Source organism: Streptomyces sp. NPDC057099, from assembly GCF_042671245.1.
GTDB classification, from domain to species: Bacteria; Actinomycetota; Actinomycetes; order Streptomycetales; family Streptomycetaceae; genus Streptomyces; species Streptomyces purpurascens.
Genome location: NZ_JBHUTX010000001.1, coordinates 213,528 through 227,684, shown reverse-complemented (window position 1 = coordinate 227,684; position 14,157 = coordinate 213,528). Strand labels below are relative to the sequence as shown.

Below are 14,157 nucleotides of genomic sequence, written 5' to 3'. Positions count from 1 at the left end.
CACCGTGCACCGCTCAAGGCGCGAGCGGTGCACGGGAGTTGCTACGGACTCATGGCGTGGATCGCACGATTCCGTAGCATTCCAGGCGGTGGACTCAGCCGCGCGCTCCCAGAAGATGGTCCATGGCCAGCTGGTCCAGGTGCTCGAAGGCCATGCCGCGGGCGGCGGCCGCGTCGACGTCGAAGGCCTCGAAGGCCGACCGGTCGGCGAGCAGGGACTGGAGGCCGTCCGCGGCGGTGGGCTGGGTCAGCTCGTCCAGGCGGGCCGCGCGCAGCGCCTCCTGGACCTCCGGGTCGGCACGGAAGGCCGCTGCGCGGTCCTTGAGGATGAGGTAGTTGCGCATACAGCCGGCCGCCGACGCCCACACCCCGTCGAGGTCCTCGGTCCGCGGGGGCTTGAAGTCGAAGTGCCGCGGGCCGGTGTAGCCGGCCGACTCCAGCAGGTCGACCAGCCAGAACGCGGCACGCAGATCGCCGGCGCCGAAGCGCAGGTCCTGGTCGTACTTGATGCCGGACTGGCCGTTGAGGTCGATGTGGAACAGCTTGCCCGCCCACAGCGCCTGCGCGATGCCGTGCGGGAAGTTCAGCCCGGCCATCTGCTCGTGCCCGACCTCGGGGTTGACGCCGTACAGCTCCGGACGCTCCAGGCGCTCGATGAACGCCAGGGCGTGGCCGACGGTCGGCAGCAGGATGTCGCCGCGCGGCTCGTTCGGCTTGGGCTCGATCGCGAAGCGCAGGTCGTAGCCCTGGGAGGTGACGTACTCGCCGAGCAGGTCGAAGGCCTCCTTCATCCGGTCCAGGGCCGCGCGGACGTCCTTGGCGGCACCGGACTCGGCACCCTCCCGGCCGCCCCAGGCCACGTACACCTGGGCGCCGAGCTCGGCGGCGAGGTCGATGTTGCGGATGGTCTTGCGGAGCGCGTAGCGGCGTACGTCGCGGTCGTTGGCGGTGAACGCGCCGTCCTTGAAGACCGGGTGGGTGAAGAGGTTGGTGGTGGCCATCGGGACCTTCATGCCCGTGGCGTCCAGCGCCTGCCGGAAGCGCTTGATGTGGGCCTCGCGCTCGGTGTCGCTCGAGCCGAACGGGATCAGGTCGTCGTCGTGGAAGGTGACGCCGTGCGCGCCGAGCTCGGACAGACGCCGCACCGTCTCGACCGGGTCGAGTGCACGTCGCGTGGCGTCGCCGAAGGGATCCCGTCCCTGCCAGCCGACGGTCCACAGGCCGAAGGTGAACCTGTCCTCGGGGGTGGGCTGGTAGCTCATGCCGCGGCTCCTCGCTCGCTGAGACTATTTCGTCATGGCGATTTACAAATTAGTATGCGAGCACCTCTCTGGGAAGAGACAACACTCCTCGGGGAAGAGACAAGGTGTCTCGGAACGAGAGAAGCAGGACCGGAGATGGACGAGAGAAGAGGGAGAAGCCCGATGTCAGCAGCCGAGGGTCCGCTCGTCGTCGGCGTGGACTCGTCCACCCAGTCCACCAAGGCGCTGGTCGTCGACGCGGCCACCGGCCGGGTCGTGGCGAGCGGCCAAGCCCCGCACACCGTCTCCTCGGGGGCGGGACGCGAAAGCGATCCGCGCCAGTGGTGGGACGCGCTGTGCGAGGCCCTGCGCCAGTGCGGTGACGCGGCGCACGAGGCCGCCGCGGTGTCGGTCGGCGGGCAGCAGCACGGCCTGGTCACCCTGGACGACCGGGGCGAGCCGGTGCGTCCGGCCCTGCTGTGGAACGACGTGCGCTCGGCGCCGCAGGCACGCCGGCTGACCGAGGAACTGGGCGGCGCGAAGGTCTGGGCCGAGCGCGCCGGAAGCGTCCCCGCCGCCTCCTTCACGGTCACCAAGTGGGCCTGGCTGGCCGAGCGCGAGCCGGAGGCGGTCCGGGCCACGAAGGCCGTGCGCCTCCCCCACGACTACCTCACCGAGCGGCTCACCGGGCAGGGCACGACCGACCGCGGCGACGTCTCCGGAACGGGCTGGTGGGCGTCAGGGACGGAGTCGTACGACGAGGAGATCCTGGCGCACGTGGGGCTCGACCCGGCCCTGCTGCCCCGTGTGGTCCGGCCCGGGGAGGTGGCGGGCACGGTGCACAGCCACGGTCTGCCGTTCTCCAAGGGCACTCTGGTCGCGCCCGGGACGGGTGACAACGCCGCGGCGGCGCTGGGCCTCGGGCTGCGTCCGGGCGTGCCGGTGATGAGCCTCGGCACCTCGGGCACGGTGTACGCCGTCTCGCGGCACCGGCCCACCGACCCGAGCGGCACGGTGGCGGGCTTCGCCGACGCCCGCGGTGACTGGCTGCCGCTGGCCTGCACCCTGAACTGCACACTCGCCGTCGACCGCGTCGCGACGCTCCTTGGCCTGGACCGCGACGCCGTGGAGCCCGGCACGGCCGTCACCCTGCTGCCCTATCTGGACGGCGAACGCACCCCGAATCTGCCCAACGCCTCCGGCCTGCTGCACGGCCTGCGCCACGACACCACCGGCGGCCAGCTGCTCCAGGCCGCCTACGACGGTGCCGTGCACTCCCTGCTCGGCGCGCTCGACCTGGTCCTGGACCAGGACGCCGACCCCTCGGCGCCCCTGCTGCTGATCGGCGGTGGCGCCCGGGGCGCGGCCTGGCAGCAGACCGTACGAAGGCTCTCGGGACGTCCTGTGCAGGTGCCCGAGGCCAAGGAGCTGGTGGCGCTCGGCGCGGCCGCGCAGGCGGCCGGGCTGCTGACCGGGGAGGACGCGGCGGCCGTGGCACGCCGCTGGGACACGGCGGCCGGGCCGGTGCTCGACGCCGTCGAGCGGGACGAGGAGACGCTGGCCAGGATCGCCGGGGTACTCTCCGACGCGGCCCCGCTGCTGGAGCGGCCCACGGACACCCACTGAGGACTGGCGTCAGGCATGACCGCACCGCCGCACGAGGCTCACCCCGCCGGGCCGGGACGCGCGCTGCCCGACACCCAGCAGGGCATGCGCCGCCGCAATCTCGCCCGTGTCCTGCACGCCGTCCGCGCCGAGGCGCCGTTGTCCCGGGCCGCCGTCGCGTCGCGGATCGGGCTGACCCGGGCCGCGGTGTCGACGCTCGTCGACGAACTCGTCCGCTCGGGGCTGATCGAGGAGCTGGGGCCCGAGCGGCCCGGCCGGGTGGGCCGTCCCGGCTCCGCGCTCGCCGTCAGCGGACGGGGCCCGGCCGGGATCGGCGCGGAGATCGGCGTCGACCATCTCGCGGTCTGTGCCGTCGACCTGCGCGGCACGACCAGAGCACGGGCGATACGACAGGGCGCGAACCGCGGCCGCTCCCCCGGGCCCGTGACAGCGGAGCTCACCGAACTGATCGGCCGGGTCGTCGCCGAGGCGGAGGGCGAGGGCCTGTGGCCCGCCGGGCTCGCCGTGGCCGTACCGGGTCTGGTGGCGCGCGACGCCCGGACCGTCGTACGCGCCCCGAACCTCGGCTGGCACGACACGGACCTCGGTGCCCTGCTGCCGGCGGACCTGCCGCTGACCGTGGACAACGAGGCCAACTTCGGCGCGCTCGCCGAACTCTGGCTCGAGGACGGCACTCCGCGCGACTTCCTGCATGTGTCGGCGGAGATCGGCATCGGCGCGGCCGTCGTCGTGGACGGCGGGCTGCTGCGCGGAACACGGGGGTTCGCGGGCGAGTTGGGACATGTGCCGGTGCGGCCGGACGGGCCGGCGTGCGCGTGCGGCGGGCGCGGATGCCTGGAGCAGTACGCCGGTGAGGAGGCGGTGCTGCGTGCGGCGGGCCTGGAGCCGGACGAGGACCGCGTGGGACTGCTCGCGGGGCGCGCCGCCGAGGGTGACGAGGACGTACGCCGTGCCCTGCGCAACGCGGGCACCGCGCTCGGTGTCGCCCTGACCGGTGCGGTCAACCTGCTCGACCCGCAGAGCGTGGTGCTCGGCGGGGAGCTGTCCGGTCTCGCACCCTGGCTGCTGCCCTCGCTGCAGGAGGAGCTGGCGCGGCGCACGGCGGGTCCGGCCTGTCCCGTGTCCGTGTCACGGCTGGGTCCGGAGGGGCCGCTGCTGGGGGCCGCGCACTCGGTCGTGCGGGCGGTGCTGGACGATCCGGCGGCCGTCGCCGGGCGGGCCTGACCCTAAGGGCAGCCCGAATCACCCGCTGGGGTGGGCGAGTTATCCACAATCGCCGGCCCGTCCACCGAAACACCTCGCTCTCTTCTGACGGACCGGCAGGCGCCGTACCGTGATGATCCGTCGAAGCGAAAGGCATCCCGTCATGGACCAGGCATCGCCGCTCCCCAGCAGGCGGGGCGTCCTCGTGGGCGCCGCTCTCACCGCCGTCCCGTACGTCCTGCTCCCCGGCACACGGGCCGCCGCCCGGCCCCAAGCCCCCGACCATCCGGGAGCCGAGTGGCACCCGGCGACCGGCGCCAACTACACGGCGTCGAACCGACCCCGCGGCCATCCCGTCGACCGCGTGATCATCCATGTCGCGCAGACGACGTTCGCCGGCACCCTGTCCATCTTCCGGAACCCGAGGAAGCAGGTGTCCGCGCACTACGTGGTGCGCTCGGCCGACGGCCATGTGGCGCAGTGCGTGCGCGAGGCCGACATCGCGTGGCACGCGGGCAACTGGGACTACAACAAGCGCGGCATCGGCATCGAGCACGAAGGCTGGGTGGACCAGCCCTCGTACTTCACCGACGCCGTGTACGAGGAATCGGCCCGGCTCACCGCGGCGATCTGCGCGCGGCACCGCATACCCCGGAACCGGACCCACATCATCGGCCACCACGAGGTACCGGGCAGCGACCACACCGACCCGGGCCGCCACTGGGACTGGAAGCGCTACATAAGACTGGTCCAGGACTCCGGCTGAGAAGTATCCGCCCGAGCGGCCGCCCACCCCCTCACCCCACCTCACGTCCCGGTTACAAAGCGCTCAACCTCTGGTTGCGGCACGGTAAGCACGCAACGATGGGGCCATGACTCTGGCCCAGCGCGCCATGGAGCGACTGCAGGCCTGGCCCGACCTGATGCCGGGCCCGGCGAGTTGCGGCACCGGACGGGCGCTCCGTTCCGTCCGTGACGAGATCGTCCACTTCCACTCGGCACGGGACGTGGACCTCCACCTCACCCGCCGGGCCATCCAGCGCTTCCACTACGACCTCGCCGGTTCGAGCGCGATCCACCTGGTTCCCGGATCGTCCTGGGTGACGGTCCACCTCGACTGCGAAGCCGACGTCGACCTGCTGCTGAGCCTGGTGAGCATCGCGCTCAAGGCCCACCAGACCCCGCCCGCCGCCGACGAGCCGCGGCCCTTCGGATGCAACTTCCACCGGGTCAGGGTGCTTCCGCGTGACGCCGCCGCGGGCGGCTGAGCCTTGGTGACACCCGCGGAGGACGCCAACGCCGAGGCCTGGCGCGCGTACGGAGCCCACCACCTGCGGCGGGGCACGGAGCTGCCCGAGGTGGCGCGGATCGACTGGGGGTGCGAGGGCGCCGGGCCCGGAGCCGAGGTCCTCGGGGAACTCGCGGGCCGGCGGGTGCTGGACCTCGGATGCGGTCCGGCCCGGCATGCCGCCCACCTGGTGCGTGACCGCGGCGCGCTGGTGGACGCGGTCGACGCCTCGGACGGGCAGTACGAACGAGCCCGTGCCCGCTACGGCTCGCTGCCCGGGCTGCGGCTGGTCCTGGCCGACGCGGTGGAGCATCTGCGCACGGCGGAGCCGTACGACGTCATCTACTCCCTGCATGCGGTCCCGTACCTCGACCCGCACCGGCTGCTGCCCGCCGTGGCCTCGGCGCTGAGGCCGGGCGGCAGGCTCTGCTTCACGGTGCTGCACACCAACTCGCGCGGTGACGGCCCCTCGGACCGGGCCGAGGCCCGGCCCGAGGTCCTGAGGCTGGCCGGCGGTGGTGACACCACCGTCCACATGTGGGTCCTCACCCCGGACCTCTGGACGGAGCTGCTCACCGAGTACGGGCTGCGCGTGGAGCACGTCGACGTCCTCGACACACCGCAGGCCGGCAACCACGCCTCCTACCGGCTCTTCCAGGTGACCCGGCCCGTCCGCGTCTCCTCCCGGCCGCGTGTCGACCGACCGCCACAGGCCCATGCCGCGCTCGGGGTCGGGGCCATCCTGTACGGGCCCCGCGGACTGCTCCTGGGCCGGCACCGGCGCGGGACGTGGGAGCTGCCCGGCGGGACGGTGGAACCCGGGGAGTCGTTGCGGGAGACGGTGGCGCGCGAACTGCGCGAGGAGACCGGGCTCGCGGCACGGCCGGAGGACGTCCGGCTGCTGGGGACGCTCCTCGACGATGCCGGCGGGGTCGTCCGGGTGACCGTCGCCGCCCGGGTCACCGTCTGGCGGGGCGAGCCGGCGGACCAGCCCGAGGAGAGTGTGGGCCGCTGGCGCTGGTTCGGCCTGGACCGGCTGCCGGAGCAGCTGTTCGTGTGCAGCGCGCAGGCCCTCACCGCCTGGCGGCCGGATCTGCCGATCGACCACACGCCCGCGCACTACACGCCGTACGCCACCGGAACGGACGGCGGCTGAAGCACCCGGAGGGGTGTGTTTTTCCGACTGTTTCCGCTTAGTCGGCAGTCAGCCGTACTCCTGAGCCCCGACGTCTGGTCCACTGCCCTGAGGACATCTGACGAGACATCAGGGGGCACGGTGACACGTCGTCACAAGCGGCGCGGAGCAAGCAGAGCGGTCCTGGCGTTCCTCACGGCGTTCGGCGCGCTGGTCGGTGCGGGTGTGGCGGGGGCGGCTGAGGCCGACGCCGTCCAGAAGCGCGTCCGTGTCGCGCCGGGCGTCACCTACGAGCACTTCGACATCCAGGCGGCCAAGGGGGTGACTCACGCGCATGTGCTGAAGGTCGACCTGGGCAACCCGCGCGTACAGGTCGATCTGCTGTACCCCGGGGCGGTGGCCTCGCGCGCGCCGGTCTCGCGAATGGCCGACGCGCAGGGCGCGGTCGCCGGTGTCAACGGCGACTTCTTCAACATCACCGAGACACAGCACCCGGGCGTCGAGGCGACCGGCGCGAGCGTGGGTCCGGCGATCACGGCCGGGCGGACGCTCAAGGCGGCCGTGCCGAACGGCCAGCGGTTCGGCCCGGAGCTGCCGCCCGGCACGACCACCGAGGACGTGCTCGGTGTGGGGACCGACGGACGGGCCCGGCTGGACCGGCTGGCCCTCGACGGCTCGGTCCGCGCCTCCGGGACGCGGCTGCCGCTCGGCGGGCTCAACCAGTACGCGCTGCCGGTGGGGTCCGTCGGCGCGTTCACCTCCGAATGGGGCAGCGCCTCCCGGGTGCGCGCCACCTGCGGCACGGACACGGACCGGGCCGCTCCGTGCAGCACGGACACCTACGAGGTGACGGTCCGCGACGGCAGGGTCGTATCGGCCGCCGACACCCCTGGCCGCGGCCCCATCGCCGCGGGGACGACCGTGCTGGTCGGCCGGGAGGCGGGCGCCCAGCAGCTGCGGAAGTTCTCCACCGGTGAACCGGTCGAGATCGAGCACGCTCTCGTCGCGGCCACCAGCGGCGTCCCGTACCGTCTCGCCGTCGGCGGCTACCCGGTCCTCTCGGGCGGCCGGCCGCTGCCGGGTCTGGACGACAGGACGTCCGCCGTCCGTACGGCCGTGGGGCTCGCCGACGACGGGCGGCGCATGCTGCTGCTCGCACTGGACGGCGGCACCGCCTACCGCAGCGGACTGACGATCGCCGAAGTGGCCGACACCATGCGGCGCCTGGGCTCACAGGACGCCTTGAGCCTGGACGGCGGCGGGTCGTCGACGCTGGTCGCCCGGAAGTCGGGCGCGAGCACCGTGTCCGTACGCAACCACCCCAGCGGCGGCGCCGAACGCGCCGTGCCGAACGGCATCGGGGTGTTCTCGAGCTGAGGGCCTCAAGGCCGCAAGCTGCTGACGATCTCCGCCGTCGCCGTGATGCCGCTGTGGATGGTGGGGGCGATGCTCGTGCTGGCCAGGTAGAAGCCGAGCAGCAGGCAGACCAGCGCATGGGAGACCTTCAGCCCGCCGTTGCGCAGGAAGATCACCGCAAGGATCACGAGCAGCAGCACCACAGAGATGGAAATGGCCATCGTCAACTCCTCCGCCACGCCGCCCTATCCGATTCACGGCGTTCGGCCGCAAGTGTGGCGTAGCGGAGGGTTCGTCCGGTGGGCTGACCTGTCCGCCGAACGTGTGAAGTCCTACGCCGCCCGGCGGGCGTCCAGGAAGGCTTCCAGTCCGGCGAGGTCGTCGGTGTTGAGGTGGTCGACGTCCGCGGCGAGCAGTTCGGCCCACACCGCGTCACGGGCGGGCCCGGCCAGATCCGGGGTCGCCCAGAACCGCACCTTCTGGCGCCGCGCGTGCGCGGCCCGGACGATGCCCCGCAGCTTCTCCCGCTCGGCGTCCGGGAACGCGCCCACGCCCTGCCAGCTGAAGTTGAGCGTCCAGTTGTCGCTGATCAGCGGGATGAAGGAGGCCGGGGCCTGGCTGCCGAGGTCGGCGAGGCGGCCGTCGTAGAAGGCGCGCCGGACGCTCTGGGCCTCCATGGGGGCGCGGGCCGCGCGGTCGCCGGAGATCACGGCGGTGACCGGGCCGGGGAGGACCCGGCCGTGGGCGTACGTCGTGAACAGGTGCCGGTAGCGCCTGAGGTGGCGGTCGAGCTCGAGATACGTCGACGAGCCCTCGGTCTTGATGTCGACGAGGAGTTGCAGCGAGCCGCGGTACCCCCGGTACACACGGCCTCGGTCGGCCCGGACGCGGGCGGCGAGCGGGTCGAGGTAGAGGGACTCGAGGGTGCGGGACGGGTCGAGGTCCTCCGGGTCGTGGGCGACGAGAAGCTGGTCGCCCACGAGGTAGATGTCGGCCTCGACACTGCCGAACCGGTGGTCGAGGGCGTCGAGGAGTGGGCGCGGGTGCTCGTAGTCGTTGTGGGCGTGGGCGCGCCACAACGGGCGGCACCCGTGCCGTCGTTCGCCGGCCGCCGCGGGGGTGGCGGGGAGGGCGACCGAGCCCGCGAGGGCGGCGCCGAGGGTGGTGAGGGCTCTGCGACGGGTGGTGAGGGCCATGCTCTGCCTCCCTGGAAGTGCCGTACGGGAACCCTGCGAGTATGGGGTCCGGGCAGGTCCAAGAAGCAGGCCCGTGCACGGAGTTGGCCGGACTGCCGCCCCGCGTTCACTTCACCGGAGCGGTGCGCACGAAAAAGCCCGCCCCAGGTGGGACGGGCTTTCCGCGCGCGTCGACCAGGTGTACGTCAGGGGGCCTGGAGGTCGACGAGTCCGGCCAGGGCCTCGCGGTGGGCGCCCGCCGTGCCGTAGGCGATCGAGTCGGCCTTCGCGCGCTTCAGATACAGGTGCGCCGGGTGCTCCCACGTCATGCCGATGCCGCCGTGCAGTTGCAGTGCCTCCTCGGCGGCGTGCACGGCCACGGGTGCCGCGAAAGCCTGGGCGACGGTGACGGCCACCTCGACGTCCTCGCCCGTGGCCAGTGCGTCGGCGGCGTTGCGGGCGGCCGCGCGGAGGTTGACGACCTCCAGCCACAGCTGGGCCAGCCGGTGCTTGAGCGCCTGGAAGCCGCCGACGGGCCGGTTGAACTGCTTGCGTTCCTTCAGATAGCGGACGGTCTCCGTCAGCGCCCAGTCGGCGAGCCCGAACTGTTCGGAGGCGAGCAGTCCGGCTCCGGCGTTCAGGGCCCGGCGTACGGCGGGTTCGGCGTCGCCCAGCAGACGGCCGGGCACGCCGTCGAGCGTGACGGTCGCCAGCGGCCGGGTCAGGTCCAGGGAGACCTGGGGTGTGACGGTCACCGCCGTGGTGTCGACCGCGTAGAGGCCGCCGTCGTCGGCGGGCACGAGCAGGACGTCCGCGACGGCCGCGTCCGCGATGCCGGTCAGCTCCCCGCGCAGCCGGCCGTCCTCGTGCCGGACCACCTTGTAAGCGGTGCCCGGTGCGACGTTCAGCGCGACGGCGAGGGCGCCGATCCGCCGCCCGGACGCCAGGTCGGCGAGCAGGTCGTCGGCATCGCAGGCGAGCAGGGCCTCGGTGGCGACGACGGCGCTGGTCAGGTAGGGCACGGGAGCGACCGCGCGGCCCAGTTCCTCCAGGACGACGGCGGCTTCGCGGTGCGTGGCGCCCTGGCCGCCCTTGTCCTCGGGCACGAGGAGCCCCGCGAGGCCCATGCCGTCGGCGAGCGCCTTCCACGCCTCACGGTGGTGCGGGGTGTCCGATTCGGTGCGGGCGATCACACCGGGCGCGTCGCAGTGGTCGGCGAGCAGGTCCCGTACGGCGGCCCGCAGCGCCTCTTCCTCCTCGGAGTAGAGAAGATCCGTCATCGGGCCAGGTCCTTCCAGGCGACGTCCTTGTCGGTGCGCGGTTCGGCGGGCAGGCCGAGGACGCGTTCGGCGACGATGTTCAGCAGGACCTCGGTGGTCCCGCCCTCGATGCTGTTGCCCTTGGAGCGCAGATAGCGGTAGCCGGCCTCGCGGCCGGTGAAGTCGACCAGTTCCGGGCGGCGCATCGTCCAGTCGTCGTACAACAGGCCCTCCTCGCCGAGGAGTTCCACGTCCAGGCCGCTGATCTCCTGGTTGAGGCGGGCGAAGGCGAGCTTCATGCCGGCGCCTTCGGGACCGGGCTGGCCCACGACGAGCTGCTGGCGCAGCCGTTCGCTGGTGAGCCGTGCGACCTCGGCCTCCACCCAGAGCTTCAGCAGCCGCTGGTGCAGGTCGTGGGTGCGCAGCTCGGGCCGCTCGCGCCAGGTCTTGGAGACGAGTCCGATCATGCCGCCCTCTCGGGGCAGGCGCATGCCGCCGATGGCGACGCGTTCGTTGTTCAGCGTGGTCTGCGCGACCCGCCAGCCGTCGCCGACCTCCCCGAGGCGGCGCGCGTCGGGGATCCGGACGTCGGTGAGGAACACCTCGTTGAACTCGGCCTCGCCGGTGACCTGCCGCAGCGGCCGTACCTCGACGCCCGGGTCGGTCATGTCGCAGACGAAGTAGGTGATGCCCCGGTGCTTGGGCACGTCCGGGTCGGTGCGGGCGATGAGGATCGCCCAGCGGGAGTTGTGCGCGCCGGACGTCCACACCTTCTGCCCGTTGACCACCCACTCGTCGCCCTCGCGTACCGCGCGGGTGCCGAGGGCGGCGAGGTCGGAGCCGGCGCCGGGCTCGCTGAACAGCTGGCACCAGACCTCCTCGCCGATCCACAGCGGCCGCAGATAGCGCTGCTTCTGCTCCTCGGTGCCGTACTTGAGGATCGTCGGGGCGGCCATGCCGAGCCCGATGCCGTTGCGGCGCGAGTCGTTGTCGGGAGCGCCGGCCGCCTCCAGTTCGGCGTCCACGACGACCTGCTGCGAGCGCGGGGCGTCGAGCCCGCCGAGGCCCTCCGGGTAGTGCACCCAGGCGAGTCCGGCGTCGAAGCGGGCCCGGAGGAAGTCCAGGCGGTCGGTCGAGGCAGGCGGATGGGCGGCCAGCAACTCCCGGGTACGACGGCGCAGTTCCTCGGCGCTGGTCATGCTGCTGCCTCCTCCATGACGACGGCGATCCGTCCGGTGGTCAGGCCGTCCGCGACCTTCTGCACGGCGGCGGCCGCCCCCGGGAGCGGGACGCGCTCGCTCACCAGCGGCTTGATCGCGCCCCTTGCGGCCAGCTCGGTGAGCTGCTCGTGGCAGTGCTGGACCAGCTTCGGGTTCTTGGTGTTGTAGAGGCCCCAGTGCAGGCCCATGATCGAGTAGTTCTTCACCAGGGCGTGGTTCAGGGCCGGGCTGGGGATCGTGCCGCCGGCGAAGCCGACGACGATGATGCGCCCCTCGAAGGCGACGGCCTTGGCGGACTGGGTGTAGGCCTCGCCGCCGACCGGGTCGTAGACGACGTCGGCGCCCCGGCCGCCGGTGGCCTCCTTGACGGCGGCGACGACGTCCTCGGCGCGCCGGTCGATCACGACGTCGCAGCCCAGCTCACGGGCGACGGCCGCTTTCCCGGGGCCGCCGACGACACCGATGACGGTGGCGCCGGCGGCCTTCCCGAGCTGCACGGCCGCGCTGCCGACCCCTCCTGCGGCAGCGTGGACGAGCAGGGTCTCGCCGGCCTCCAGACCGGCCCGGCGGTGCAGTCCGAACCAGCCGGTCTGGTAGCCGATGTGCAGGGCCGCGGCCTCCGCGTCGTCCAGGGCGTCCGGTGCGGGCAGCAGGGCGGCGGCATCGGCGACGGCGTACTCGGCGAAGCCGCCGTGGGGCAGTGCCGGGTTGGCGATCACGCGGCGGCCGTCCTCGGTCTCGCCGCAGATCTCCACGCCGGGGGTGAACGGCAGCGGCGGCCTGACCTGGTAGTGGCCCCGGCACAGCAGGGCGTCCGGGAAGTTGATGTTCGCGGCGCGCACCTTCAGCAGGACCTGGCCGTCGCCGGGCACCGGGCGCGCCACGTCCGCCAGGCGCAACACCTCGCCCGGCTCGCCGTTCTCGTGCACTTGCCATGCCTGCATGCGGGGCCTCCACGGGACTGCGTCGACTGCGTCGTACGACCGGGGTCGGTTCGCATACTAAGCGGTTGCTTGCCGATCAGGGAACAGTCATCGGGTCATGACTTCCTGGGCCGCGCCCGCACATGCATCCGCTCCCCCTGCGGACCGAACAGGCTGAGGAACTCCACGGGCCCCTCCCCCGTCGACCCGAACCAGTGCGGCACCCGCGTGTCGAACTCGGCGGCCTCCCCCGCCGTGAGCACCACGTCGTGCTCGCCCAGCACCAGGCGCAGCTTCCCGGACAGCACGTACAGCCACTCGTAACCCTCGTGCGTGCGCGGATCCGGCTCCAGGCTCCGCCGGGGTTCCAGCACCTTGTAGGCCTGGAGGCCGCCGGGCTGGCGGGTGAGCGGCCAGTGGGTGCGGCCGCCCATCACGATCGGCTTCGCCCGCACCCGCGGGTCGCCCGTCGGCGGGGCACCGACCAGCTCGTCGAGGGCCACCTGGTGAGCGCGCGCGATCGGCAGCAGCAGTTCCAGACTGGGCTTACGCAGTCCGGACTCCAGCCGCGACAGGGTGCTGACGGAGATGCCGGTGGTCTCGGAGAGCGCCGCCAGGGTCACTTCCCGCTCCTTGCGCATCTGCCGCAGCCGGGGGCCGACGCCCGCGAGTACCTCGTCCGTGGTCATGGTCGTATTGCAGGTTCGGCAAACATGTTTGTCAATCCCGCGGGGCCGGGGCGACTCTCGGCAGTGGAGGTGGTCACATGACCGAGAAGCACACCGAGACGTACGACGTCGTGGTCGTCGGCGGCGGTGCCGCGGGCCTGTCGGCGGCGCTGGTGCTGGGCCGGGCCCGGCAGCGCACGCTGGTCGTCGACGCGGGCGAACCGCGCAACGCGCCCGCCGCGCACATGCAGGGCTTCCTGACACGGGACGGCATGCCGCCCGCCGAGTTCCTCGCCATCGGCCGGGAGGAGATCGCGCGCTACGGCGTCGAGCTCGTGCGGGACCGGGTGGTGGAAGTGGCGAACGGCGAGGACTTCGCCGTGGTGCTGGCCGACGGGCGGACCGTGCGGGCCCGGCGGCTGGTCGTCGCGACCGGGCTGAAGGACGAGCTGCCGGCGGTCCCCGGCCTGGCCGAGCGGTTCGGCCGGGACGTGCTGCACTGCCCGTTCTGCCACGGCTGGGAGGTGCGCGACCTGCCGTTCGGCGTGCTCGGGACGGCCGCCAAGAGCGTGCACCAGGCGCTGATGGTGTCCCAGTGGTCGAAGGACGTGCGGTTCTTCCTGCACACGGTCGCCGAGGAGGAGTTGTCCGACGAGGATCTGCGCCGGCTCGCCGCGGCCGGGGTCGACGTGGTGCCGGGCGAGGTCGCGGGGCTGGTGGTCGAGGACGACCGGCTCACCGGCGTCCGACTCGCCGACGGTACGACGCATGCCCGCTCCGTGCTGTTCGTGGCCCCGCACGCCGTGCCGCAGACCGGCCTGCTGGAACAGCTCGGCGCCGAGCTGCAGGAGACGCCCTTCGGCGCGTACCCGGTCGTCGACCCCACCGGCCTGACGACCGTGCCGGGCGTGTGGGCCGCGGGCAACGCGATCGGCTTCGCCGAGCAGGTCGTGCACGCGGCGAGCGGCGGCTACCGGGCGGCGTCCGCGATCGTCGGGGATCTGCTGATGGAGGACCTCGACGCGGCTGCCCAGGGGTAGAGGCTCCGATGACCGGCCTCCGCA

14 protein-coding genes are annotated in these 14,157 nt (G+C 72.9%); 7 read left to right on the top strand and 7 right to left on the bottom strand.

Going from position 1 to position 14,157, the window contains the following annotated elements:
* Window positions 1-94: 94 nt before the first annotated feature.
* The gene (gene xylA, locus ACFT4A_RS01095; protein WP_382824763.1) at window positions 95-1,261 is read right to left on the bottom strand and encodes a xylose isomerase; all 1,167 of its coding nucleotides are present in this window, start codon (window positions 1,259-1,261) and stop codon (window positions 95-97) included.
* Window positions 1,262-1,423: 162 nt separating this feature from the next.
* On the opposite strand from xylA, the gene xylB reads away from it, so the two are divergent.
* From xylB to ACFT4A_RS01065, 6 genes are all read left to right on the top strand, one after another.
* Window positions 1,424-2,866, top strand: coding sequence for a xylulokinase (gene xylB / locus ACFT4A_RS01090; protein ID WP_382824762.1), 1,443 nt, complete (start codon window positions 1,424-1,426; stop codon window positions 2,864-2,866).
* Between the two features lie 15 nt (window positions 2,867-2,881).
* Window positions 2,882-4,090, top strand: coding sequence for an ROK family protein (locus ACFT4A_RS01085; protein ID WP_382824760.1), 1,209 nt, complete (start codon window positions 2,882-2,884; stop codon window positions 4,088-4,090).
* Window positions 4,091-4,232: 142 nt separating this feature from the next.
* Window positions 4,233-4,835 (top strand): N-acetylmuramoyl-L-alanine amidase, encoded by a 603-nt coding sequence (locus ACFT4A_RS01080; protein WP_382824758.1) that lies wholly within the window; start codon window positions 4,233-4,235, stop codon window positions 4,833-4,835.
* A 106-nt stretch (window positions 4,836-4,941) separates the two neighbouring features.
* Window positions 4,942-5,337 (top strand): luciferase family protein, encoded by a 396-nt coding sequence (locus tag ACFT4A_RS01075; protein ID WP_382824756.1) that lies wholly within the window; start codon window positions 4,942-4,944, stop codon window positions 5,335-5,337.
* A gap of 6 nt (window positions 5,338-5,343) precedes the next feature.
* The gene (locus tag ACFT4A_RS01070; RefSeq protein WP_382824755.1) at window positions 5,344-6,513 is read left to right on the top strand and encodes an NUDIX domain-containing protein; all 1,170 of its coding nucleotides are present in this window, start codon (window positions 5,344-5,346) and stop codon (window positions 6,511-6,513) included.
* Window positions 6,514-6,633: 120 nt separating this feature from the next.
* Window positions 6,634-7,869: a phosphodiester glycosidase family protein gene (locus ACFT4A_RS01065; protein WP_382824754.1), complete on the top strand. Its 1,236-nt coding sequence runs from the start codon at window positions 6,634-6,636 to the stop codon at window positions 7,867-7,869.
* A gap of 5 nt (window positions 7,870-7,874) precedes the next feature.
* On the opposite strand, the gene ACFT4A_RS01060 is transcribed toward ACFT4A_RS01065, so the two are convergent.
* The 6 genes from ACFT4A_RS01060 to ACFT4A_RS01035 all read right to left on the bottom strand — a co-directional run bounded on the left by ACFT4A_RS01060 (window position 7,875) and on the right by ACFT4A_RS01035 (window position 13,114).
* Window positions 7,875-8,069, bottom strand: a complete 195-nt coding sequence (locus ACFT4A_RS01060; protein WP_189724366.1) for a hypothetical protein — start codon at window positions 8,067-8,069, stop codon at window positions 7,875-7,877.
* Between the two features lie 111 nt (window positions 8,070-8,180).
* Window positions 8,181-9,044: a phosphatidylinositol-specific phospholipase C/glycerophosphodiester phosphodiesterase family protein gene (locus tag ACFT4A_RS01055; RefSeq protein ID WP_382824752.1), complete on the bottom strand. Its 864-nt coding sequence runs from the start codon at window positions 9,042-9,044 to the stop codon at window positions 8,181-8,183.
* Between the two features lie 185 nt (window positions 9,045-9,229).
* Window positions 9,230-10,303, bottom strand: coding sequence for an acyl-CoA dehydrogenase family protein (locus ACFT4A_RS01050; RefSeq protein ID WP_382824750.1), 1,074 nt, complete (start codon window positions 10,301-10,303; stop codon window positions 9,230-9,232).
* On the bottom strand, window positions 10,300-11,481 hold the full coding sequence (locus ACFT4A_RS01045; RefSeq protein ID WP_382824748.1) for an acyl-CoA dehydrogenase family protein: 1,182 nt from the start codon (window positions 11,479-11,481) through the stop codon (window positions 10,300-10,302). The genes ACFT4A_RS01050 and ACFT4A_RS01045 overlap by 4 nt, the downstream gene beginning before the upstream one ends.
* Window positions 11,478-12,446: an NADPH:quinone oxidoreductase family protein gene (locus ACFT4A_RS01040; RefSeq protein ID WP_382824746.1), complete on the bottom strand. Its 969-nt coding sequence runs from the start codon at window positions 12,444-12,446 to the stop codon at window positions 11,478-11,480. Before ACFT4A_RS01040 ends, ACFT4A_RS01045 begins: the two co-directional genes overlap by 4 nt.
* A gap of 95 nt (window positions 12,447-12,541) precedes the next feature.
* Window positions 12,542-13,114 carry a helix-turn-helix domain-containing protein gene (locus ACFT4A_RS01035; RefSeq protein ID WP_215122900.1) on the bottom strand — a complete coding sequence of 191 codons (573 nt, stop codon included), beginning with the start codon at window positions 13,112-13,114 and terminating at the stop codon, window positions 12,542-12,544.
* Between the two features lie 77 nt (window positions 13,115-13,191).
* Between ACFT4A_RS01035 and ACFT4A_RS01030 the strand changes: the two genes are divergently transcribed.
* Window positions 13,192-14,133, top strand: coding sequence for an NAD(P)/FAD-dependent oxidoreductase (locus ACFT4A_RS01030; protein ID WP_382824744.1), 942 nt, complete (start codon window positions 13,192-13,194; stop codon window positions 14,131-14,133).
* Window positions 14,134-14,157: the final 24 nt, after the last annotated feature.

What these genes read in the sequence shown, in the direction of transcription:
- ACFT4A_RS01075 (WP_382824756.1), top strand. Translation starts at nt 4,942, where the DNA reads ATGACTCTGGCCCAGCGCGCCATGGAGCGACTGCAGGCCTGGCCCGAC.
- ACFT4A_RS01040 (WP_382824746.1), bottom strand. Translation starts at nt 12,446, where the DNA reads ATGCAGGCATGGCAAGTGCACGAGAACGGCGAGCCGGGCGAGGTGTTG.
- ACFT4A_RS01050 (WP_382824750.1), bottom strand. Translation starts at nt 10,303, where the DNA reads ATGACGGATCTTCTCTACTCCGAGGAGGAAGAGGCGCTGCGGGCCGCC.
- ACFT4A_RS01085 (WP_382824760.1), top strand. Translation starts at nt 2,882, where the DNA reads ATGACCGCACCGCCGCACGAGGCTCACCCCGCCGGGCCGGGACGCGCG.
- ACFT4A_RS01045 (WP_382824748.1), bottom strand. Translation starts at nt 11,481, where the DNA reads ATGACCAGCGCCGAGGAACTGCGCCGTCGTACCCGGGAGTTGCTGGCC.
- ACFT4A_RS01035 (WP_215122900.1), bottom strand. Translation starts at nt 13,114, where the DNA reads ATGACCACGGACGAGGTACTCGCGGGCGTCGGCCCCCGGCTGCGGCAG.
- xylB (WP_382824762.1), top strand. Translation starts at nt 1,424, where the DNA reads ATGTCAGCAGCCGAGGGTCCGCTCGTCGTCGGCGTGGACTCGTCCACC.
- ACFT4A_RS01030 (WP_382824744.1), top strand. Translation starts at nt 13,192, where the DNA reads ATGACCGAGAAGCACACCGAGACGTACGACGTCGTGGTCGTCGGCGGC.
- ACFT4A_RS01080 (WP_382824758.1), top strand. Translation starts at nt 4,233, where the DNA reads ATGGACCAGGCATCGCCGCTCCCCAGCAGGCGGGGCGTCCTCGTGGGC.
- xylA (WP_382824763.1), bottom strand. Translation starts at nt 1,261, where the DNA reads ATGAGCTACCAGCCCACCCCCGAGGACAGGTTCACCTTCGGCCTGTGG.
- ACFT4A_RS01060 (WP_189724366.1), bottom strand. Translation starts at nt 8,069, where the DNA reads ATGGCCATTTCCATCTCTGTGGTGCTGCTGCTCGTGATCCTTGCGGTG.
- ACFT4A_RS01055 (WP_382824752.1), bottom strand. Translation starts at nt 9,044, where the DNA reads ATGGCCCTCACCACCCGTCGCAGAGCCCTCACCACCCTCGGCGCCGCC.